Annotated in this window: 15 protein-coding genes; 9 read left to right on the forward strand and 6 right to left on the reverse strand. The window is 70.5% G+C overall.

The annotated features are described in order from the left end of the window. The first annotated feature begins 61 nt into the window (after positions 1-61). Both IP92_RS04745 and IP92_RS04750 read left to right on the forward strand, forming a co-directional pair. The gene (locus IP92_RS04745; RefSeq protein ID WP_145873399.1) at positions 62-622 is read left to right on the forward strand and encodes a DUF2239 family protein; all 561 of its coding nucleotides are present in this window, start codon (positions 62-64) and stop codon (positions 620-622) included. Continuing rightward, the gene (locus IP92_RS04750; protein ID WP_145873400.1) at positions 619-951 is read left to right on the forward strand and encodes a GIY-YIG nuclease family protein; all 333 of its coding nucleotides are present in this window, start codon (positions 619-621) and stop codon (positions 949-951) included. The genes IP92_RS04745 and IP92_RS04750 overlap by 4 nt, the downstream gene beginning before the upstream one ends. Here IP92_RS04750 and IP92_RS04755 read toward each other — a convergent pair. From IP92_RS04755 to IP92_RS04775, 5 genes are all read right to left on the reverse strand, one after another. Then, positions 948-2,096, reverse strand: a complete 1,149-nt coding sequence (locus tag IP92_RS04755) for a methyltransferase (protein ID WP_145873401.1) — start codon at positions 2,094-2,096, stop codon at positions 948-950. The genes IP92_RS04750 and IP92_RS04755 overlap by 4 nt on opposite strands. A gap of 107 nt (positions 2,097-2,203) precedes the next feature. Continuing rightward, positions 2,204-3,145: a hypothetical protein gene (locus IP92_RS04760; protein WP_145873402.1), complete on the reverse strand. Its 942-nt coding sequence runs from the start codon at positions 3,143-3,145 to the stop codon at positions 2,204-2,206. 80 nt (positions 3,146-3,225) lie between these two features. Continuing rightward, positions 3,226-3,435 (reverse strand): hypothetical protein, encoded by a 210-nt coding sequence (locus IP92_RS04765; protein ID WP_131144849.1) that lies wholly within the window; start codon positions 3,433-3,435, stop codon positions 3,226-3,228. A gap of 37 nt (positions 3,436-3,472) precedes the next feature. Next, entirely contained in the window at positions 3,473-7,231 is a 3,759-nt protein-coding gene (locus IP92_RS04770) for an AAA family ATPase (RefSeq protein ID WP_145873403.1), read from the reverse strand. Continuing rightward, a complete protein-coding gene (locus tag IP92_RS04775; RefSeq protein WP_145873404.1) occupies positions 7,228-8,460 on the reverse strand; it encodes an exonuclease SbcCD subunit D C-terminal domain-containing protein in 1,233 nt (410 codons plus the stop codon). Before IP92_RS04775 ends, IP92_RS04770 begins: the two co-directional genes overlap by 4 nt. Positions 8,461-8,628: 168 nt before the next feature. Between IP92_RS04775 and IP92_RS04780 the strand changes: the two genes are divergently transcribed. The 7 genes from IP92_RS04780 to clpB all read left to right on the forward strand — a co-directional run bounded on the left by IP92_RS04780 (position 8,629) and on the right by clpB (position 19,930). Beyond that, positions 8,629-9,897: a winged helix-turn-helix domain-containing protein gene (locus tag IP92_RS04780; protein WP_145873405.1), complete on the forward strand. Its 1,269-nt coding sequence runs from the start codon at positions 8,629-8,631 to the stop codon at positions 9,895-9,897. Continuing rightward, positions 9,894-10,886, forward strand: coding sequence for a DUF2804 domain-containing protein (locus IP92_RS04785; RefSeq protein WP_145873406.1), 993 nt, complete (start codon positions 9,894-9,896; stop codon positions 10,884-10,886). The genes IP92_RS04780 and IP92_RS04785 overlap by 4 nt, the downstream gene beginning before the upstream one ends. 19 nt (positions 10,887-10,905) lie before the next feature. Continuing rightward, positions 10,906-13,281 (forward strand): bifunctional acetate--CoA ligase family protein/GNAT family N-acetyltransferase, encoded by a 2,376-nt coding sequence (locus IP92_RS04790; protein ID WP_145873407.1) that lies wholly within the window; start codon positions 10,906-10,908, stop codon positions 13,279-13,281. Between the two features lie 98 nt (positions 13,282-13,379). Further along, entirely contained in the window at positions 13,380-14,039 is a 660-nt protein-coding gene (locus IP92_RS04795; RefSeq protein ID WP_145873408.1) for a hypothetical protein, read from the forward strand. An 89-nt stretch (positions 14,040-14,128) separates the two neighbouring features. Continuing rightward, positions 14,129-16,750 (forward strand): DUF349 domain-containing protein, encoded by a 2,622-nt coding sequence (locus tag IP92_RS04800; RefSeq protein WP_145873409.1) that lies wholly within the window; start codon positions 14,129-14,131, stop codon positions 16,748-16,750. Further along, positions 16,747-17,199 (forward strand): molybdopterin synthase catalytic subunit MoaE, encoded by a 453-nt coding sequence (gene moaE / locus IP92_RS04805; protein WP_145873410.1) that lies wholly within the window; start codon positions 16,747-16,749, stop codon positions 17,197-17,199. Before IP92_RS04800 ends, moaE begins: the two co-directional genes overlap by 4 nt. Positions 17,200-17,320: 121 nt before the next feature. Then, entirely contained in the window at positions 17,321-19,930 is a 2,610-nt protein-coding gene (gene clpB / locus IP92_RS04810; RefSeq protein ID WP_145873411.1) for an ATP-dependent chaperone ClpB, read from the forward strand. Here the strand turns inward: clpB and IP92_RS04815 are convergent. Then, positions 19,920-22,772, reverse strand: coding sequence for an ATP-binding protein (locus IP92_RS04815; RefSeq protein ID WP_158206694.1), 2,853 nt, complete (start codon positions 22,770-22,772; stop codon positions 19,920-19,922). The two genes, clpB and IP92_RS04815, sit on opposite strands and share 11 nt — an antisense overlap. Between the last annotated feature and the right edge of the window lie 69 nt (positions 22,773-22,841).

Consider the following 22,841-nt stretch of genomic DNA (forward strand, 5'->3'; position numbering starts at 1 on the left):
TAATATTGACGTCGCATTTTTACCCCGGTAATATTCGGTCTCGATACTTTTGGGCGACAACATGACCACGTACACGAGCTTTCACGGCGATCGGCTGATTGCTGCCGGCGACATGTCCGCCAACGCGCAGGCCGTCCGGCAGGCGCTGGCGCAACAGGGGGCCGGTGCCGTGCTGACCTTCGACGACGGCACCGGCACCCAGGTCGACATCGACCTGCGCACCAGCGAAGCGCCGCAGCCCGCGGCGCAGGAGCAAGAACACATGCCGGCGGCTGAGCCGCGCGGCCGTGGCCGGCCCAGGCTGGGTGTCGTCGCCCGCGAAGTCACGCTGCTGCCGCGGCATTGGGAATGGCTGGAGGCGCAGCCGGGTGGTGCGTCCGTCACGTTGCGCAAGCTGGTCGAAGAGGCGCGCCGCGTGCATGCGGACCGCGATGCGCGCCGCGCCGCGCAGGAGCGCGCGTATCGCGTGATGAATGCGCTGGCGGGCAACCTGCCAGGCTACGAGGAAGCCACACGCGCGCTGTTCGCGGACGATGCGGCGCTGTTCGCCCGCCACGCGCAGGGCTGGCCGCGCGACGTGCTGACGTACGTGACGCGCCTGGCGTTTGGAGAGCAGCCATGAACGCCGACAAGCGCGAACTGAAACGGCAATATCGCGAGCAGGGGCCGCAGGCCGGTGTTTACCTCGTGCGCGGTAGCAGCGGGCGAGCGATCGTGGCCGGCAGCACGGACGTCAACGGTGCGCTGAACCGGCACCGCTTCGAGCTGAAGATGAAGATGCATCGCGATGCGGAGTTACAGCGCGACTGGGCGGCGCACGGCGAGGCCGGCGTCGAGTTCCAGGTGCTGGACGTGATCGAACCGCGCGACGATCCGGCGTTCGACCTGAAACACGAACTGGCGACGCTGGCCGCCATGTGGCGCGAAGAGCTGGGGCTGCCCGAAGCTTAGGCGGCGCCCAGGCGCCACAGCGACGTCACTTCCGCCGCCCGCGCCGCATGCAGCGGATCGTCCGCATCCGTCGCCTTCGGGTGCACCGGGCGCACGTCGTGCCGGCCCAGCACCACGAGGCCCGCCTGCGCGATCCATTCGAGCAGGTGCTCGCGGGGGCGCAAGCCAAGGTGCTCGGCCAGGTCGGACAGGATCAGCCACCCTTCGCCGCCCTCGCTCAGGTGGTCCTTCAGGCCGGCCAGGAAGGCTTTCAGCATGCGGCTCTCCGGATCGTAGACGGCATGCTCGATCGAGGAGCTGGGCCGTGCCGGCACCCATGGCGGATTGCAGACGACGAGCGGCGCGCGGCCCGGCGGGAACATGTCCGCTTCCAGCAGCTGCACCTGTTCGTCGAGGCCGAGGCGGGCGATGTTCTCGCGCGCGCAGGACAGCGCGCGCCGGTCCATGTCCGTTGCGATTACCTGCGGCACGCCGCGCCGGGCCAGCACGGCGGACAGCACGCCGGTACCGGCGCCGATGTCGAACGCCACCTTGGTGTTCTTCGGCAGCGGCGTATCGGCCACCAACTGCACGTACTCGCCGCGCACCGGCGAGAACACGCCGTAGTGCGGGTGGATGCGCGCGCCCAGCGCGGGGATCGCCACGCCGGCCTTGCGCCACTCGTGCGCGCCGACGAGGCCCAGCAGCTCGCGCAGCGAGATCACGAACGCATCGTCGCCGCGGCCGTAGGCTTCGTTGCAGGCCAGCTTCACGTCCGGCGCGCGGCGCAGCGGGATCGTGTAGCCCGGCTCGAATGGAATCAGCAGCATCGCCAGGGTGCGCGCCCGTTGCGACTGCGCTTGCCGGTGCAGGTGGAACGCCTCGGTCGGCGACGCGGCGACCTTCGCCGGCTTCTTCTTGCCCTTGCCATGTTTGTGGTCGGCGCGCCGCGCCAGCGCCTGCAGCAGCTGGCGCGCGTTCTGGAAGTCGCCGCGCCACAGCAGCGCCGTGCCTTCGCAGGCCAGGCGGTATGCGGTGTCGGCATTCATCGTGTCGTCGGCCACGGCGACGCGCTTCGGCGGCGGCATGCCCGCTTCCGAATGCCAGCGGACGGCGTGGTCCGTACCTTGTTCGGTCCAGTGGATCAGGGGAGGGGCTGCTTGCATGGTGTAGGCGGAGTAGACGGCAAAAAAGGCGAAACCGCCGATCGGCGGTTTCGATACAAGCGCGCATTATAGCCGGCATGGACCGGCCGCCGGGTTCACGGCCCGGATCAGGCTTCGTCGGGCGCCGGCGGGTTCGTGGAGATCGTCAGCGGGATGTCCGCGGCCGACTTCACGGGGGTGTCCACCTGGTCCGTCTTCACGGGCGTCTTGATGGCGTCCTTAGTGGTTTCCTTGTCCGCTTCCTTGCCGGCGCCGGCCGCCAGCTCGGCGGCATAGGCTTTCGCGGCCGCCTTCGCGTCCGGCGGGCCGTACGTGTCCAGCGCTTCGGCGCTGTTGACGAGTTTCAGCAGGCGCAGCGACAAGGTGCCCAGCTTGTCGCCCGCCCCATCTTGTCCGCCCACGCCTTGGCCGTCCACACCTTGCTGGTCCGTGCCGCGCACGTCGCCCGAGACCTGCTTGTCCATCAGCTTGAAGAGGTCGGCCAGGCTGCCCGGCCAGTCGATGTCGGGGAACTCGATCGCCGGCAGCGGCATCGCCGGGTTCTGCTCGATCAGCTTCTCGCGTTCCGAATCCTGGCTCGCACCCGCCGTCATCGATGCCTCGTACTGCACCTCGACTTCGAAGTCGTACTTGCTGCCGTCGGCCAGCGTGATCGTGCCCTTGCCGAGGAAGTGCGAGCTTTCGTTCAGGCTGAACGCCGCAGCATCCGTGACGCGGCCGCCGCCTTCCGCATGCATGACGCCGGCCGCCATCGACGACGATGCTTCCAGCGCCACCGAATCGAACGCGATCGTCGCGCTCTTGGCATCGTCGCCGAGGAGCTTCTGCGCGAAACTGCCGAGGAACTGCTGGGCGAGATCGATCGTGTTGTTACCGAGCGCGTCGACGCGCTGCTGCAGGTCCACGCCGCCCGGCGACAGCGCGACGTTACTGGACTTCGCAGCGCCCGTCTGCTGCACGGCCGAATTGCCGCGCTGCGGTTGCTGGCTGGAGCCGGCGAGGGCGGTATTTTGGTACTGGCGGGCGCCGAGCGGAGAGATCGAAGACATGGCAGGCCTCTGTTCGTCTTGTTACGCGGTTTGTTACCGGATCCCTCTACATCGGCAAAACCGCCGATTTCTTGAGAGGGTCAGTGGTGATGCGTCCACAGGCCGTTGGAGGCCAGGTAAGCCTGCACCGCGTCCGGCTGGCCGATCGCGTGCAGCTTCACTTCGCCGCACGCGCACACGCCGGAGTACGGCGTGATGTGCGAGCAGGCGGATACTTTCTGAACGGTAACTTTGACCGCCTTGGCGCACTTGGCGCATTTGAACGTCAGGGTACGTGGTGCTTTCAGCATGATTTCTGCAGCTAAATTCCTATAAACGCGTATTTTATCAGGCCACGCTGACATGGCTGCGCCCGCCAGCGCCCGGCTGCACGAGGATGCGCGTGGCGATCCGCTCCGTCATTTCCTGCACGTGCGAGATGACGCCGACCTTGCGGCCCATCGCCTGCAGGTTGTCGAGCGCGTCCATCGCCACCCTCAGCGTCTCGGCATCGAGGCTGCCGAAGCCTTCGTCGATGAACAGCGACTCGACCTTCACGCGGTTCGACGACAGCGAGGCAAGCCCCAGCGCCAGCGCCAGCGACACGAGGAACGATTCGCCGCCGGACAGGGAGTGCACCGAACGCAGGTCGTCGCCCATGTGCAGGTCGCGCACCAACAGGCCCAGCGACGGTTGCGCGGGATTGTCGATACGCAGCAGCTGGTAGCGGGGTGCCAGCTGGCGCAGGTGCGCGTTGGCGTAACCGAGCAGCACGTCCAACGTGAACTGCTGCGCATAGTTGCGGAAGCGCTTGCCGTCCGATGAGCCGATCAGATCGTCCAGCGCGGCCCAGCGGCGCTGGCTTGCTTCCTGCCGCTCCAGTTCCGCCAGCACGGCGCTGGCGCGGCGGCGGCGCTCGTCGTCCTGCGCCAGTGCCACCTTCAGCGTCGACAGCTGCTCCTGCGCGGCCACGCGCTCGGCCGCCAGCGCGGTCAACGCCTCGCGCAGCGCATCGGCCGCAGGTCCGTCGGCCGGCGCTTGCGCCACGTGACGCTGCAGCTGTTCCTCGCGTTCGCGCAACACCGCCAGCGCATGGGCGACAGCGTGGTCCAGCGCCTGCAATGCCTGCCGTTCGGCGCGCACGGCGTCCAGCGGCTGGGCAAGCAATGCCAGCAGCTCGTCCAGCGAGCCAACGCCGACCTGCGGCGTGAACAGGTCCGGCTCCGCATGGGCGGCGTTGAACGCGTCCAGCCAGGCGGCAAGCCGGTTGCGCGCGGCGCCCGCCGCCTCGTCCAGGTCGGCGATACGGCGCTGACCCTGCGCCAGCGCCTCATCGCAACGGGCGCGCCGCTGCGCCGCCTGCTGGCCGGCCTCCTGTTGCGCATGCAGCGCAGCATGGGCCGCCTCGCAGGCCGCGCGCAGCTTCGCTTCGACGTCGCCGACCGGTGCGCCGTTCCACAGCGCCAGCCGCTGGCTACGCGCCTGCTGCAACGCTTCGTCGGCCGCGATGAAGGCTGCGCGCGCAGCCTGTTCCTCGGCCGCGACGCGCGCATGCGCTTCCTGCAGCGCGGTCAGTTCGATGTCCAGCGCGGCGATCTTCGCGGCGCGTTCGTCGAGGTCGGCGCGCTGCTTCAGCCATTGGCGGCTTTCGGCCTGGCGCAACGCGTGGAAGTGGGCCGGGTCCGCGCGCCACTGGTCCCGCCAGCCGTCCTGCGGGCTGTCCGCAAACGCGGCATCCAGTCCGTCCAGCAGCGACTCCAGGTGCCCGGCCGCATCGCCGTGCTGCGCCTGCAGCGCGTCGGCCTGCGCCTGTGCCTGAGCCAGCGCAGTGGCGGCGGTGGCCAGGCTGGCCTGGCATTGCGCCTGCGCGGCGCTGGCCTGTTCGCATGCCTGACGGGCGGCATCGCGCGCGGCCGTCGCCTGGCGCAGCGCCTGCTCCTGCCGGGCCACGTCTTGCAGATCCGTGCCTGCGGCGGCCAATCGGCCGGCCAGCCACGCGGCGTGGTCCGCGTCCGCCGCGCCGCCGAGCGCGGCCAACGTGTCATGCCAGCGCTGCTCCAGCGTGGCCAGCGCCGGTGCCAGCGACGTCAGTTCCGCCTGCACCTGCGCCAGCCGTTCGGTGCTGGACGCCACCAGCGCGCGCTGGGTTGCCTCGTGTTCGATCTGCCGTTCCTGTGCGGCGCGCCAGCGCGTCACGTCGGCGCGCAGTTCCTCCAGCATGCCGCGCAGCCGGTCGTCGCCGTGGTACGGGTGTTCGGTGGCGCCGCACACGGGGCAGGGCGTGCCGTCTTCGAGCGTCTCGCGCAGCCGTTCGACGCTTTCGCCGCACGCCGCCTCGGCCAGCGCCAGGGCCCGTTCCGCCTGCGCCAGCGCGGCCTTGCCGGCGGCCAGGTCGACCCTGGCCTGGTCGGCCAGCGCATGGGCGCCGTCGCGCGCCTGCTGCAGTTGCGCGGCTTGCGCCGTCAGTGCGGCCTGGCGCTCGCCGCGCGCGGCCAGTTCCTGCCACAGCCGCTCGGCATCCTGCAGCGCCGTGCGGCGTGCCTCGGCGGCGCCGCGCCGCGCGGCCAGCGCGTCCGCGTCGAATGCTGCCACGGCCTGCGACGCGGCATCGCGTTCCGCTTCGGCCGCGCGCAGCTTGTCCGCCGCCGCGGCCACGCCGGCGCGGGCGGCCGCTTCGTCGTCGCGGTGGCGGGCGGCGCGTTGCTGCGCCGCCGCGAGCTTGGCCGCGATGGCCTGCACGTGCGTGGCGGCACGGCCGGCCTGGGCAAACAACTCGTCCCAGCGCGCCCACTGTTCGCCCAGCACGGCCCAGTGCCGGTGCTCGGCCAGCCAGCCTTGCGCGAAGTCCTGCGCGGCGACGAGGTTGCGCCGTTCATTGCGCTTGTCCGACAGGCTGCTTGCCGCCTGCGTAGCCGCGGCCACCGCCGCGTCCCGCGCGGCGCGCGCCTGCGCGTGCTGCGGGCCCATCGCGTCGATGCGCGCGTCGAGCGCCTTGGCCTGGTCCAGTTTTGGTGCCGCGTCATGCCGCGCCGCCTCGGCGGCCTGCACGCGCGCCGCCGCTTCCTGCTGCGCGGTGGCGGCCAGCTGCTGCGCCTGCGCCGCCTGCCGCGCTTCGTCGGCGCAGCGGGCGATCGCGGCGCGCGCCTGTTCGGTCTCCTGGGCGATGCGCTGCACGTCGTCGTGCAGCGGACGCGCTTCCTGCACCGCGTCGAGCTGGTCGAGCGCGGCGCGGCGGGGCGCCGCCGCTTCGACGGCCGCGACGCGCTCCTGCCACGCGGCGTGCGCCTCTTTGACGCCGTCGGTCAGCCGGTCGTGCTGCTCGTGCCAGCGCAGTGCCGTCTCCAGCGCGGCCTTGCGCTGCTCCAGCGTGGCCCATGCCGCATCGGCATCGGCCAGCCGGCGCTCGGCCTGTTCGCGTTCATCGAGCGGCAGCGGCTTCTGGTCCGCCAGGCGCGCCTGCAACTGCTGCAGCGCCTGCGATTCCGCCTTGGCCCGTTCGTGCGCGCGGCGCGACAGGTCGCTGTAGATCGTGCTGCCGGTCAGCGTTTCCAGCAGCAGGCCGCGCTCGTCGTCCTGCGCCTTCAGGAATGTGGCAAATTCGTTCTGCGCGAGCAGCACGGCGCGCGTGAACTGGTCGAAGTTCAAGCCCACGCGCTGCTCGATCTCCTGCTTCACTTCCGTCTTCGTCGCGCCGACCGGCTGCAGTTCCGGCAGCGTGTGCAACGTCATCGTCGTCGGCTGCAGCGCGCCGGCGGCCTTCGTGCGGGCGCGGCGGACGCTCCAGCGCGCCCGGTAGGCCAGGCCGTCGCTGCCGACGAAGTCCACCTCCGCGTAGCCTTCCGGCGTGCCGCGGCGCAGCAGGTTGCGCGTGTCGTCGGAACCGATGTGTTCACCCGCGTCCGGCGTCTTGCCGCGCGCATGGACGAGGCGCGGCGTGCGGTCGTACAGGGCCACGCACAGCGCGTCCAGCAGCGTGCTCTTGCCGGCGCCGGTGGGGCCGCTGATCGCGAACAGGCCGGAGGAGGCAAGCGGCTCGCTGCCGAAGTCGACGGAGAATTCGTCCGCCAGCGACGCCAGGTTCTTGCCGCCGATGCGCAGGATCCTCATCCGGCCGCCTCCGCGAGCAGCAGTTCGGCAAACGCCGCCAGCTGGTCGGGCGGCGCGTCGCTGCCGTACTTCTGCCAGTACAGCCGGGCGAACACGTCGGCCGGCTGCAGCCGCGCCAGCTGGTCCAGCGACACGGCCGCGTCCTCGAACGTGTTGCCGCGCGCGGCGCTCGTCGTTTCGATCTTCGCCAGGCGCACGTGCTTGCCCTCCAGCGCGGCCTCGATGCGGGCGCGCAGGCCCGGCTCTGGCGCGTCCAGGCGCACGCGCACTTCCAGGTAAGGCTGCGCTTCGTGCGGCATCGGCGGGAAGTCCAGTGCCTCCAGCTCGTCCAGCACCTGCGCCAGCGGCGCCGGCCGGGTCGGCACGCGCAGCAGGTGCACGGCGCGCGGCACGAGGATCGGCACGGCGTCGCGCAGCGAGTGGCCGTCCAGGTCCACGCGCAGCACCTGGTGCTGGTAATGCACCTCGGAGAACGACAGCGGCAGCGGGCTGCCGCAATAGCGGATGTGGCTGTGCGGGCCGATCTGCTGGGCCAGGTGCAGGTGCCCCAGCGCGGCATACGCGATGCCGGGGCCGAACATCCCGGCCGGCAGCATCTCGGTGCCGCCGATGACGATGCGGCGCTCGGAGTCGGCCGACATCTGCCCGTCCACCATATGGCAGTGACCCATCGCGACAATGGCCTGGCCCGGCAGACGCAGCGTTTCGGCGTGCGCCAGCGCCTGGCGGTACAGGTCGGCGATGCCGGTCAAATAGGGATCGCCTTCGTCGCCGGCACGTGGCACGTCGGCCGGGCGCAGGAACGGCACCGCGAGGCACCAGGCCGCCACGGCGCCGTCGCGGTTCGTCAGCGGCACGACGAGGCGGCTGACGTCGATGCTGCCGTCGGCATTGCGCAGCACGTGGCCGACGACGCGCGTGCCGTGCGCTTCCAGCAGCGGCCCGGGCGCCTCGATGCGGCCGGGCGAATCGTGGTTGCCGGCGACGACGACGACGTCCAGGCCGGGCACGGCCTGGCGCGCCCGCTGCAGGAACTGGTACAGCTGGCGCTGCGATGCGGCCGACGGGTTCGCGTTGTCGAACACGTCGCCGGCGATCAGCAGCGCATCGGCCTGTTCGGCGACGATCGTCTCCAGCAGCCAGTCCAGGAAGCGCTGGTGCTCGTAGTGGCGGTCGAAATTATGGAGCGACTGGCCCAGGTGCCAGTCCGACGTGTGCAGCAGCCGCATGGTGGCAAATGATGGAGAGAAGCAGGCGCGGCGCGCCCGGCAGTGGCGAAAGCGCCCAAGTGTAGCGCATCCCGGCCGCGGGCGGGAAGGCAGCGGCATGACAAATCCCCGCCGGGCTGGCAAAGTTCATTAGAATAGCCTCGCCCTGCCCATGCTGAAGGACGCCATTTGACCGACCTGACTCTTACCTTGCCCGCCGCGCGGGCGCTGCATCTCGCCGCCCAGGGCCTGGCGGCGCCGCGCCGCGCCCGCGCTACCAAGGCCGATGTGCTGGCCGCGATCCGCCGCATGCTGGTGCTGCAGATCGACACGATCCACGTCGTCGCGCGCAGCCCGTACCTGGTGCTGTGGAGCCGGCTGGGCGACTACCCGCAGCAGTGGCTCGACGAGCTGCTGGCCGAGGGCGCGCTGTTCGAATACTGGGCCCACGAGGCGTGCTTCGTGCCGGCCGCGGATTACCCGCTGCTGCGCCACCGCATGCTTGACCCGGAGGCGATGGGCTGGAGGCGTTCGACGGCGTGGCTGCGCGAGCGGCGTGCCGAGGCCGACGCGCTGCTGGCGCACGTGCGCACGCACGGGCCGGTCCGCTCGGCCGATTTCGAACGCACCGACGGCAAGGCGGGCGGCTGGTGGGAATGGAAGCCGGAAAAGCGCACGCTCGAAGCGCTGTTCATGGTGGGCGAACTGATGATCGCGCGGCGCCAGCAGTTCCAGCGCGTCTATGACGTGGCCGAGCGCGTGCTGTCCCGAATCATCCCCCATCTGCTGCCCGGCTGGAGCGATGCGCAGCTGCCGTCGCATGGCGACGTGCGCCGCACCTTGGCGCTGAACGCCGTGCGCGCATTGGGCGTTGCGAAAGCCGGCTGGATTCCCGATTACTACCGCACCAAGCCGCCGCACGTCGACCAGGCCGCGCTGGCCGATGCGGGGCTGCTGCTGCGCGCTCGCGTCGAAGGCTGGAAGGAGCCCGTCTACATCCACCCGGACCATGCCGACCTGGCCGCGCAGGCCGCCGCCGGCACGCTGGCGCCCACGTTGACGACGATCCTGTCGCCGTTCGACCCGGTCGTGTGGGACCGCCGCCGCGCGCTGGAGCTGTTCGGCTTCGACTACCGGCTCGAATGCTACACGCCGGCGGACAAGCGCCGCCACGGCTATTTCACGCTGCCGCTGCTGCGGCGTGGCGCGCTGGTCGGGCGCGTCGATGCGAAGGCGCACCGCCGCGACGGCGTGTTCGAACTGAAGGCGCTGTGGCTGGAGCCGGGCGTGCGCATCAGCGAACGCTTCACGCGCGACCTGGCCCAGGCGCTGCGTCGCTGCGCCCAATGGCACGGCTGCGCAAGCATCGCCGTGGTGCGCACCGAGCCCGCGGCCTTTGCGGCGCCGCTGCAGGCACTGCTGGGCAGCGACGATGATGATGAGGTGAGGGCGGCATGAACGCGGCGCACACGATCCTGCCGCCGGCACCGGCCTGTATCGTCGGGCCGGACGGCATGCCTGCGCTGGGCCGCCACGCCGGCACCCTGCGCGGCTGCGATTGGCATCGGCTGGCACCGCCTTACGCACGGGGCGCGCTGTGGCGCAGGCTGCACCACAAGCGCTGGCATTACGCGGCGCTGGCGTCCGACCAGATGTTCTGCGCCGTGGCGATCGTCGACGTCGGCTGGATGACGACGTGCTTCGCATACGCGTTCGACCGCGCCGACGGCGACATGATGGCGAACTTCTCGCAGGACGGCTTGCCGGGCCGCTTCTCGGCCACGCTGGCCGAGGACGGCGCCGGCACCAGCACGTTCGGGCGCGCCGGCGTGTACATCGACCTGGGCCCGCAGGGCCTGTCGCTGCGCAGCCCATGGCTGGAGGTCGACGCCTCCTTTGCCGCGCCCACGGCGCCGGCACTGGTGGCCAGCGGCGTGGTGGCGGGCGGCGGCGTGCACGCGACGCAAAAGACGGGCGGCCTGGCCCTGACGGGCGAAGTGCGCACGTGGCGCAACGAGTACAGCCTGGACGGCGGCACCGCCAGCATCGACTATTCGAACGGCCTGCTGCCGCGCGAGACGGCATGGCGCTGGGCTTCCGGCCACGACCTCGACGTGGGCTTCAACGTGCAGGCCGGCTACTTCGGCGCCAACGAGAACGCGCTGTGGCTGGACGGCGCCGTGCATCCGCTGGCGCCGGCCCGCTTCGTGTACGATGCCAAGGACCCGCTGGAGCCGTGGCGCATCTTCACCGAGGACGATTGCCTGGACCTGGTGTTCACGCCCGTCGCCGCGCGCCGCGAGCAGCGCAACCTGCGCATCGCCGCCAGCCGCTACGTGCAGCCGCTCGGCACCTTCACCGGCTGGGTGCGCAGCGCACCGGACGCGCCGCGCCGCATCGTGACGCAGCTGGCCGGCGTCACCGAACAGCATTTCGCCCGCTGGTAGGCGGGTACATGAGGACACGATGAGCATCCGCCACCTCGACCGCCTGTTCGAACCGCGCACCGTCGCCGTCATCGGCGCCTCGCAGCGCCCAGGGCGGATCGGCACCACAGTGCTGGACAATATGGCCGCCAGCGGCTTTGCCGGCCCGTTGTGGCCCGTCAATCCGAAGTACGACACGCTGCTCGGCATCCCGTGCTATGCGCGCATTGCCGCGCTGCCGGCCGCGCCGGACCTGGCCGTGATCTGCACGCCGCCCGACACGATCCCCGGGATCGTTGCCGACCTGGGCGCACGTGGCACCCGTGCGGCGATCGTGCTGACGGCCGTGCCGCCGGCCGTGCGCGCGGCGATGCTGAAGGCGGCGCGGCCGCACGTGCTGCGCTTGCTGGGTCCCGGCGGCATCGGCCTGATCGGCCCGGCCGCCGGCGTCAACGCCAGCGTCGCCCACGTCGGCGCGCGGCCGGGCCGGATCGCGTTCGTGTCGCAGTCCGGCATGCTGATGACGGCCGTGCTGGACTGGGCGCAGCACCATCACATCGGCTTCTCGCGCGTCGTGTCGGTGGGCGAGGGCGGCGACGTCGACGTGGCCGACCTGCTCGATTACCTGGCCGGCGATGCGGACACCCAGGCCATCGTGCTGCACATCGAAAGCATCGCCGATGCCCGCAAATTCCTGTCGGCGGCCCGCATCGCGGCGCGCGGCAAGCCGGTGGTCGTGCTGAAGTCGGGCCGCGGTACGGACCGCGCCGACCGCGTCGTCGATGCGGCGATCCGCCGCGCCGGCATGCTGCGGGTGTACTCGTCGGCCGACCTGTTCGACGCCGTGCAGACGGTGGCGAGAGCCCGCCCGCTGCCGGGCGAACGCCTGGCCGTCGTCAGCAACGCCACCAGCCTTGGCCTGCTGGCGACGGACGCGCTGGCATTCATCGGCGGCGAGCTGGCGCCGCTGTCGCCGCCGACCTTGCGCGCATTGAATGACCTGGCGCCGGACGGCGTGGCACCCGGCAATCCGCTGGACATCGGCGTGCGCGCCGATTGCGCCCGCCACGTGGCGGCCGTGCGCGCGCTGCTGGACGAACCGCAGGCCGACGCCCTGCTGCTGGTGCACGTGCCGACGCCGGCCGCCGGCAGCACAGAGGTGGCGCGCGCTCTGGTGCCGCTGGTGCGCGATGCGCGCCGCACCGTGCTGTCGTGCTGGCTCGGCGGCGATGCGGTGCAGGAGGCGCGCGCCGTGTTTGCCGATGCGGGCCTGCCCAGCTACGACACGCCGGAAAAGGCCGTGCGCGCGTTCCGCCAGGTGGTGCAATACCAGCGCAACCAGGCCTTGCTGACGGAAGTGCCGGCGCAGGTGCCGAGTACCGATGCGGCGACGCGGGCCTCCGCCCGGGCGCTCGTCACGGCGGCGCGCCGGGCCGGCCGCCACGTACTGGATGCGGACGAATGCCGCATCGTGCTGGCCGCGTACGGCCTGGAGCTCGCAGCCGCGCCAGCCGCGCTGGACGACGACGTGCCGCCGCTGCGCATCGCGATGCACGTCGACGCCGTGTTCGGCCCCGCGCTGGAATTCGGCCTGGGCGGCAGCGCGGGGCGCGCCGCCGGTGGCCACGCGGCCGGGCTGCCGCCGCTGAACATGGTGCTGGCGCGTGACATCGTCGGCCGCAGCCGCGCCGCCCGCTTGCCCGGTGGCGATGCCGCCGTCTGCCAGGCGCTGGTGCGCGCAGCGGACCTGGTGACGGACCTGTGCGAAGTCGCCGAACTGGAACTGGACCCGCTGAGCTGGCGCCCCGGCGGCGCGCTCGTTGCGCAGCGTGCCCGCATCGTCCTTGGCCCGCCGCGGCCGGAAGCGGCGATGGCGATCCGCCCGTATCCGCAGGCGCTGGAGGAAACAGTGGCGTGGCAAGGCACCACGCTGCTGCTGCGGCCCATCCGGCCGGAAGATGCGCCGGCCCATGCGCGTTTCTTCGCGCAACTCGATCCGGACGACGTGCGGCTGCGCTTCTTCACGGTGCTGCGCGAACTGCCGCAGGTCCAGCTGGCGCGCCTGACGCAGATCGACTACGACCGCGCGATGGCGTTCATCGCCACCCGGCCCGGCCCCGGCGGCATGCCGGAAACGCTGGGCGTCGTGCGCGCCGTGGCCGACCCGGACAATCGCCGCGCCGAATTCGCGATCGCCGTGCGTTCGGACCTGAAAGGCAAGGGGCTCGGCATGGTCCTGTTCCGCAAGTTGATCGAGTACTTCCGCGGCCGCGGCACGGGCGCGCTGACGGGCGAAGCGCTGGCCGAGAACACCGGCGTGCAGCACCTCGTGCGGCGTTGCGGCGGCGCCGTGCTGCCCGGCAGCGAGCCGGGGATGGTGCGGCTCGAACTTGCATTGCATGGGAAAACATCCTAAGGTGAGTCAGAAAGCTCGCAAGCAAGCTTGCGCTGCCTCAAAGTGGTCCTGTCGGTCTTATTTACACTTTGAACTTCCGTTTCGCACAGGGAGAGAGAATGTTAACGGCCACTTATACGCTGGTTGCGCTGTCCGTCGAGCAGGCCAATATCCGCCTCAGCCTGCTTTCATTCCAGAAATATGTGCAATCGACGTTGACCCGCCAGCAGAGCCTGACGCTGTCCCAGCTTGAATACGCATGCGTCACGCTGGAACGCCTGTACGAGGCGTGCAGCTGGCGCAAGGTGGAGCTGTACCTGATCCCCGCGTTACGCCAGGCCACGCAGCGCGCCGACCAGTTGCTGGACGAACTGTCGCGCCTGAACCAGCTGGCGCTGGGCGTCGTGCGCCGGCTGAAGGAACGCCTCGAGCACGTCGGCCCGAAAAGCGAGGAGCAGGTGACGGCCGTCTGCGAGTCGATCGACAGCTTCTGCTCGGCGATGCTGCAAAGGCTGGAGAAAGAGGAGCAGGAATTGTTCGCGATCGCCCGCAGCGCCATTTGCGGCGAGGCCTGGTTCGCCATCGCCAACAAGCTGCTGGCGCACGACGCGCAGTTGCAGGAAGCGCGCCGGCATGGCGGCGACAACGACGAAGCCGACGTGATCACCCTGGTGCCGCGCTTGGCCCCGCCGGCCGAACCGGTGGCCGCGATCGAGCCCCGCATGCCCGCGGTGCGCGCACGCGGGCGGGTGCTGCCGCGTGCCGCCTCGGCCGACTGACCCGACCGCCCGGCGCCGCGCCCGGGTTGCGACGCCGCGAAAAGCGGCGCTGCGCTATGATGGCGGTTTTGATCCATCCATAGCACATCATGTTTGAATTCCTCTTCAAACGGCCCGGCGACAAGGGCCCCGACGCGCCCGGCGCGCAGGGGCACAACACGGCCGAGCCAGGGAACGGCAATCACGGCAGCCCGCATGGTGCTGGCGACGGCGGCAAGGACCACGCCAACGCCGTGCGGCGTGCCGAGCAGGCCGAGCGCGCGAAGTCGCTGGCCGGCGACGAAGCGGCCGCCGTCGAGCTGATCCTGCAGAGCGAATTCGCCGACGTGCGGTTGGCCGCCGCCGAGCACGTCGTATCGCAGCCGATGCTGGAACGCGTGCAGCAAGCCGTGCGCAATACGGACCGCCGCGTCGCCAAGCTGATGCAGCAGCGCCTCGATGCGATCCGCCATCGCCAGATGGAACAGCGCCAGGCCGAAGCCAGCATTGCCAGCGCACAGCGGCTGTTGCAGGATGAGAAGCTGACACCGAACCTCGTGGCCGATCTGGACCGCCTGTGGAAAGTGATCGATGCGCCGCCCGAGCTGGCCGCGCAGTTCGACCAGCTGCGCGCCGCGCTCGGTGGCCGGCTGGAAGCGCAGGTCAGCCTGCAGCGCGCCACGATCGACGCGCTGGCCGCGCTGCGCAAGCTGGCCGCCGCGCCCGTGCCGGACGATCCGGCGGCCGCCCAGGCCGAGCTGGACCGGTTGGCCGCCGATCATGCGGCCCGGCTGGCCGCACCGGAACAGGCATCGCTGCCGCGCCACCTGCGCACGGACATCGAGCAGGCGCTCGAGGCCGCCCGCGCCGCATTGACACGGCCGGCCGCGCCGGAAAAGGCTGAGAAGCTGGAAAAGCCGGCACCCGCCGCGCCCGCAACCACCGCTCCGGCGGCGGTCCCGGAGCGGGAGCAGGCCGAAGCCTCGGCGCCGGCGCCGAACGATACCGACCATGCGGCACCGGCCGCGGAGCCGGCAGCCGAGGCTCCGGCCGCGGCCGCACCAGCGCCGCAGGAACCGCCGCGCCCGCCAAAGGAAAAGAAACTTACGCCGGCCGACCGGGAAGCCAATGAGCGATTCATGGCCCTCGTCGATGCGATGGAGGCGGCACTGAACCAGGGCCAGCTGCACGTCGCCGCCGAGCACGACAAGACGCTGAAAGACAGCAAGACGGGGCGCCTGACGACGCAGCAGGCCGACCGCCTGGCCCACGTCCGCGCCGAGTTCAAGCGGCTGTCCGCCTGGGCCCGCTGGGGCGGCAACGTGTCCCGCGAGGAGCTCGTGCACGCCGTGGAAGAGCTGCCGGCGCAGAACCTGTCGATGAGCGAGCTGGCCAAGAAGGTCAGCGCGATGCGTGAGCGCTGGAAGGCGCTCGACACGGTGTCCGGCGCGGCGCCGAAGAGCCTGTGGGAGAAGTTCGACGCCGCCTGCACCGCGGCGTATGCGCCGGCCGCCGCGCACTTCCGCCACCTGGCCGACGAGCGCCATGCGAATGCCGCGAAGGCGCAGGCGCTGGTGGACGAGGTGCACGCGCTGGCCGCCGACTCTCCGGCCGCACGCGAGGATTGGCGCGCGCTGGCATCGAGCACGCAGCGGCTGCGCCAGGCCTGGAGCCGGCTGGGCACGATCGACCGCAAGGACAAGAAGCGCCTCGACACGGCGTTCGGCAAGGCGATGGAAGCGTTGATGGCGCCGCTGGAAGAGCAGCGCAAGATCGAGGTGGCCCGGCGCGAGCAGCTGATCGAGGAAGTCTACAAGCTGAACCCGACGGAGCGCCACACCGTCGACACGTTGCGCGGCTTGCAGGAAGCGTGGCAGGGCCACGCGAAGGCGCTGCCGCTGGAGCGCCGCCAGGAACAGGCGCTGTGGCAGAAGTTCCGCGCCGCCTGCGACACGATCTTTGCCAAGCGTAAGCAATCGGCCCATGCGGCCGACCACGAACGCAAGGCCCACTTGCATGCGCGCGAGGAGATCTGCGCGCAGCTGGAAGCCTTCACGCCGGAGGGCGACGACAAGGCCCAGCAGGCCGCCATCGGCAAGGCGCTGCGCGAAGCCGCCACTGCGTGGCATGCGTCGGGGGCCGTGCCGCGCGCGGCCGAGCAGCGCATCGAGCAGCGCTACCGTGCCGCCGTCGCGAAGCTGCAGGGCCAGTCCGATGCCTTGAGGAAGCGCGCCGGCGCCGCCCAGGCCAATGCGTTGCGCGACAAGTTGCGGCTGACGCAGGCGCTGGAAAACGCGCTGGCCGCGCCGGGCGACGTCGATGCGGACGACTGGAACGGCCGCTGGCAGGCGTTGCCGGCGCTGCCGTCCGACTACGAGCGCACGTTGCACGCCCGCTTCAACGCGGCGCTGCAGGCGGCCGGCGGCGAACCGTCGGCACGGGCCGCGTATGCCGGCACGCTCGAGTCCAACCGGGCGCGGCTGCTGTCGGAAGTGCTGCGGCTGGAAATCATTGCCGGCATCGACAGCGGCGCCGAGTTCGCCCGCGACCGGCTGAAGATGCAGGTCGAGGTGTTGCAGAACTCGCTGAAGTCGGGCCAGAAGGCCGGCTCCGCCGCGGCGCAGGCCGCCCAGTTCGTCGAACTGTGCGCCATGCCGGCGCTGGCCGACGACCGCACCGCCAGCCGCATCGAGCAGCTGTTCCGCAAGATCGGCGCGGAGCAGGCCCGATGAGCCGTGTCAGGATCCAGCAGGAGGATTTCGATCTTGCAGCCGAGGTAGCCCAGCTGCGCGCCGGCAATGCCAAGGTCGGCGGCGTCGTCACGTTCGTCGGCACCGTGCGCGACCTGAACGAGGGTGCCCACGTGGCGGCGATGGAGCTCGAGCATTATCCCGGCATGACGGAACAGTCGATCGAGCGCATCATCGACCAGGCCCAGGCGCGCTGGCCGATCTTCGATGCGCTGGTGATCCACCGCGTCGGCCCGCTGTTGCCGCGCGACCAGATCGTGCTCGTCGCCGTCACCTCTGCGCACCGCGGCGAAGCTTTCGCTGCATGCGAATTCATCATCGACTACCTGAAGACGGAAGCGCCGTTCTGGAAGAAGGAACAGACGCCGGATGGCGCACGTTGGGTCGATGCGCGCGTGTCCGATGACGAGGCGCTGAAGAAGTGGGGGTAGGGTCAGACCCGTGCCGGGTCTGACCCTGGCAGCTTGAATTGATCGAGGTCAAAACACCCGCTTGAAATCGTGTAGGCGCATCCTTACTTTATCGTCAGACAATCACTGGAGCATTACCAAAATGCGTCAAGACAAACTGACAACGAAGTTACAGGAAGCGCTGGCCGACGCGCAAAGCCTCGCCGTCGGCAACGACAATCCCTATATCGAACCGCTGCACCTGCTGACGGCCCTGCTGAACCAGGACGACGGCGGTGCACGTTCGCTGCTGCAGCGCGCCGGCGTCAACGTCGGCGGGCTGGCTGCGGCGCTCAAGAGCGGCATCGAGCGGCTGCCGAAGGTGTCCGGCACGGGCGGCAACGTGCAGGTCAGCCGCGAGTTCGTCAACATGTTGAACCTGGCGGACAAGGAAGCGCAGAAGCGGGGCGACCAGTTCGTCTCCAGCGAGATGGTGCTGCTGGCGCTGACGGAGGATAAGTCCGACGCGGGCCGCCTGGCCAAGGAAAGCGGCCTGTCCCGCAAGTCGTTGGAAGCGGCGATCGATGCCGTGCGCGGCGGTGGCAAGGTCGATTCGCAGGAAGCGGAAGGCCAGCGCGAGGCGCTGAAAAAATACACGATGGACCTGACCGAGCGGGCCCGCCAGGGCAAGCTCGACCCCGTGATCGGCCGTGACGACGAGATCCGCCGCGCGATCCAGGTACTGCAACGGCGCACGAAGAACAACCCCGTGCTGATCGGTGAACCGGGTGTCGGCAAGACGGCGATCGTCGAAGGGCTGGCGCAGCGCATCGTCAACAACGAAGTGCCCGATTCGCTGCGCGGCAAGCGCGTGTTGTCGCTCGACATGGCGGCACTGCTGGCCGGTGCGAAGTACCGCGGCGAATTCGAAGAGCGGCTGAAGAGCGTCCTGAACGAACTGGCGAAGGACGAAGGCCAGACGATCGTCTTCATCGACGAGCTGCACACGATGGTCGGTGCCGGCAAGGCCGAGGGTGCGATGGATGCCGGGAACATGCTGAAGCCCGCGCTGGCGCGCGGCGAGCTGCATTGCGTCGGCGCGACCACGCTGGACGAGTACCGCAAGTACATCGAGAAGGATGCCGCGCTGGAGCGCCGCTTCCAGAAGATCCTTGTCGACGAGCCGACCGTGGAAGCGACGATCGCGATCCTGCGCGGCTTGCAGGACAAGTACGAACTGCACCACAAGGTGGAGATCACCGACCCGGCGATCATCGCCGCGGCCGAGCTGTCGCACCGCTACATCACCGACCGCTTCCTGCCGGACAAGGCGATCGACCTGATCGACGAAGCGGCTTCGAAGATCAAGATCGAGATCGACAGCAAGCCGGAAGTGATGGACAAGCTCGAACGCCGGCTGATCCAGCTGAAGATCGAGAAGGAAGCCGTCAAGCGCGAGAAGGACGAAGGATCGAAGAAGCGCCTGGACCTGATCGACGAGGAAATCGCCAAGCTGCAGCGCGAGTACAACGATTACGAGGAAGTGCTGAAGGCCGAGAAGGCCAATGTGCAGGGCACCACGCACATCAAGGAAGAGATCGAGCGCATCCGCCTGGAGATGGAGGAAGCCACCCGCGCGTCGAACTGGCAGCGCGTGTCGGAACTGCAGTATGGCCGCCTGCCGCAGCTGGAAGCGCAGTTGAAGCAGGCCGAATCCTCCAGCGACGAGGAAGGCAAGGACAAGCCGAAGCTGCTCCGCACGCAGGTGGGTGCCGAGGAAATCGCCGAAGTGGTGTCGCGCGCGACGGGCATTCCCGTGTCGCGCATGATGCAGGGCGAGCGCGACAAGCTGCTGCACATCGAGGAAAAGCTGCACGAGCGGGTGGTGGGCCAGGACGAGGCGATCAATGCGGTGGCCGATGCGATCCGCCGTTCGCGCGCCGGCCTCGCGGACCCGAACCGGCCGTATGGCTCGTTCATGTTCCTGGGCCCGACCGGTGTTGGTAAAACGGAGCTGTCGAAGGCGCTGGCCGCGTTCCTGTTCGATACCGAGGAATCGATGATCCGCATCGACATGAGCGAATTCATGGAGAAGCATTCGGTGGCCCGCCTGATCGGCGCGCCGCCGGGCTATGTGGGCTACGACGAAGGCGGCTACCTGACGGAAGCGGTGCGCAGGAAGCCCTACAGCGTGATCCTGCTCGATGAGGTGGAGAAGGCGCACCACGACGTGTTCAACGTGCTGCTGCAGGTGCTCGACGATGGCCGCATGACCGATGGCCAGGGCCGCACGGTGGACTTCAAGAACACCGTGATCATCATGACGTCGAACCTCGGTTCACACAAGATCCAGTCGATGGACGACTCCGATCCGGCCGTGACGAAGCTGGCCGTGATGGCCGAGGTACGGTCGCACTTCCGGCCCGAGTTCATCAACCGGATCGACGAGATCGTCGTGTTCCACGGCCTGGACGACAAGAACATCGGTGCGATCGCGAAGATCCAGCTGAATGTGCTGAAGCAGCGGCTGCAGCGGATGGACATGGGCCTCGACGTGACGGATCGCGCACTGCTGAAGATCGCCGAGGCGGGCTATGATCCGGTGTATGGCGCGCGGCCGTTGAAGCGCGCGATCCAGCAGCAGATCGAGAACCCGCTGTCGAAGCTGATCCTGGAAGGCCGCTTCGGCCCGAAGGACACGATCAGCATCGATGCGCGCGACGGCGGCCTCGTGTTCGCGGCGGACGGCAAGGAGGAAGTCGTCAGGCTGTAACGCCCGGACAGCTTCCGTTCCGCCAGGCCGGCGGCGTGCCCTGCGCGCCGCCGGCCTTGTTACATCCGGCCGGTTCACGCTCGGCCAGTTCCCGCTCCGCCAGCTCCCGCCCGGCCGCCGGCGCCCACTGGGCCAGCAGCTTGCCCGCCGTGACGAGGTCGGCCGACGTTTGGCCTTCCGTCCAGCCCGCGCTGGCCGTCTCCAGCAACGCGCGGGCTTCGATGTACGCCCCGCGCTGCTGCCACATGCGCGCAAGGCTGATCGCCGCGCGCAGCTCCCACGCCCGCGCGCCCTGGTTGCGCGCCAACAGCAGCGCATCGCGGAACAGCCGTTCCGCTTCCAGCCGCACCGCATGGTCGGCACCGGCCAGCAGCCGTTCGCCATGCAGGCGGCGCAGCTCGGCCGCACACCAGCGCGCATCGCCCTGCAACGCGCGGCGCAGCAGCGCATCGTCCAGGTAGCGCGCGTCGAGCGTGGCCAGCGTCTCGCGGTGCGGGCCGACGGCCAGCGCGGCGCCCAGCGTCGTCTGGCCGCCGTCGACGACGCAGACGCGGTACTGGTGCGCGAGGCCGCGCCATTTCGGCAGCCGGCGCGCCGCCTGCTCCAGTTCCGCCAGCGCCGCCAGCGCCACCGCGCGGTCGCCGCGCCACCACGCGACGGGGAACAGCGCGAAGCCCAGCACATAGCACAGCGACGTGTCGGCACCGACGGCGCGGGCGCGCTGCAGGGCGCCCTGGGCGCGCCGCAGCGCATCGTCGGGATAACCCAGCAGCCAGCGCGTGCGCGCCAGCACGGCGCCCGCGACAACGTTTTCATCGGTATGCAGCACAGTGCGCCGGCGGGTGCAGACGGCGGGCACCGTCTGGTCCTGCAGCGCGCGTGCCAGCGTGGCGGCGGCGCCCTGTTCGCCGGCCAGGTGCAGCGCCAGCGCGGCGACGCGGTCGTGCACCAGCTGGGCGGCGCGCGAACCCCGGTTGCGGATCGCCTGGCGGTAGCGGTCCACCAGGGCCAGCGCGGCTGGGTAGTCGCCGGCCAGCATGTCTTCCAGCGCGAGGCCGGAAAACGCATCGGCCAGGCGCTCCACGTCGTTCAATTGCTCGGCCAGCGCGAACGCGCGGGCAAAGGCGCTGCGGCCGGCACCGGGACCGTCGAGGTAGACCCGCACGGCACCCAGCGCGCCGCACAGCGCCATCTCGGCTGCGGCATCGCCGCCCGCAGTGCCCTCCGCCCCAGTCACGCGCAGCAGGGCCGATTCGAGCCATTCGCGGTGCTCCGGCAAGCGCCCGGCGTCCCACCAGGCCGTCGCGGAGGCGACCAGCAGGGCCGTGCCGACAGCGTTGTCGCCGGCCGGCCCGAACGCCCAGGCCAGGGCGGTGCGCACGTCGTCCAGGCGGTGCGGATCGTCGCCGGCCACCGTGTCGATGCAGTCGGCGGCGAAGCGGGCATGCGCACCGTCGCCGGGTGCCAGTTGTGCCAGCGCGTGCACCCGCACGTTCTCGTACAGGCGGCAGTGCGGCGGGCCGCTGTGGCGTACGGTGGCCAGCAGCGACTTCGCCACCAGCGCCGCAACGGCATCCTCGACCTGCGCCGCACCGATGTCTTCCTGCGCGGCGATGCGCGTGGCCCGCTCCAGCGTGAACGGACCGGCGCACAGCGCGAGCCGGCACAGCACCGTGCGTTCGGTGGCGGTGAGCGTGTCCCAGCTCCATTCCAGCGTGGCGCGCAGCGACCGGTGCCGCGGCGGCGCCGTGCGGCGGCCGCCTTTCAGCAGCTGCAGCCGGGCATCGAGGCGCGCGGCCAGCTCGCGCGGCTGGAACAGGTCGAGCCGCTCGCCGGCCAGTTCCAGCGCCAGCGGCAGGCCGTCCAGGCGGCGGCACAGTTCGGCGACGGCTTGCGCATCGTCGTCGGCGAGTGCGTAGCCATGCACGGCGGCGGTACGCTGCATGAACAGCGCGACGGCGGGGAAGGCCAGTGCGGCCGCCGCGTCCAGTGGGCCGGCCGGCGGGCAGGCCAGCGGTTCGAGCCGCTCGACCCATTCGCCGGTGGCGCGCAGCGCTTCGCGGCTGGTGGCCAGCACGACGACGTCCGGCACGTCGCGCAGCAGCCGTTCGGCCAGCGTGGCGGCCGCGTCGATGGCACGCTCGCAATTGTCGAGCACCACCAGCACGGGGCGGTCGCGCACGACGGCGCGCAGCGGTGGCACCGGGTCGGTGCCGGGCGGCAGGCCGAGCGCGTCGCCCAGCGCGGCGGCCGGATCGCTGGCCGCCGCCACGTCGGCGCTGTGCACGCAGTAGTGCGCCCCCAGCCGCGCCGCGACAGCTTGCGCCGCGGTGCTCTTGCCGACGCCGCCGGGCCCCGTCAGCGTGACGAGCCGGCGTTGCGGCAAGTGCTGTGCCAATGCCTGCACGAGTTTCGCGTGCGCACCGGCATCGTCCGGCAGCGGCGGGGCCGCCGGCGCTTGCCACTGCACGGGCGGCAGCAGCGCGTAGCCCTGGCCGGCGACGCTGCCGATCATGCGGCGCCCGGCGCTGTCGCGCAGCGCGCGGCGCAATGCCGCCACGTGCACGCGCAGGTTCGATTCCTCGACGACGGTGCCGGGCCACACGCGGGCGATCAGCTCATGCTTGGGGACGATGGCGCCGTGCCGTTCGGCCAGCGCGGCAAGAATGTCGAACGCGCGCGAGCCCAGCTTGACGGGCCGGCCGTCTTCCAGCAACACCCGTTGCAACGGCAGCAGGCGGAAAGGGCCGAACGCGGCCCAGCAGGCGGGAGGGATGGGCGCCGCGGTGATGGACGCCGCGGTGGTTGACGACTCTGCGATGGACGACTTGAGCATGGCCATGGAAGATCCCGGTTGGGCGGCAAGGCGCCGTCGGATCGACCATACGTGGTCTTCATTACAACACGCTGA

It is taken from the genome of Pseudoduganella flava (genome assembly GCF_007830495.1).
GTDB lineage: Bacteria > Pseudomonadota > Gammaproteobacteria > Burkholderiales > Burkholderiaceae_D > Rugamonas > Rugamonas flava.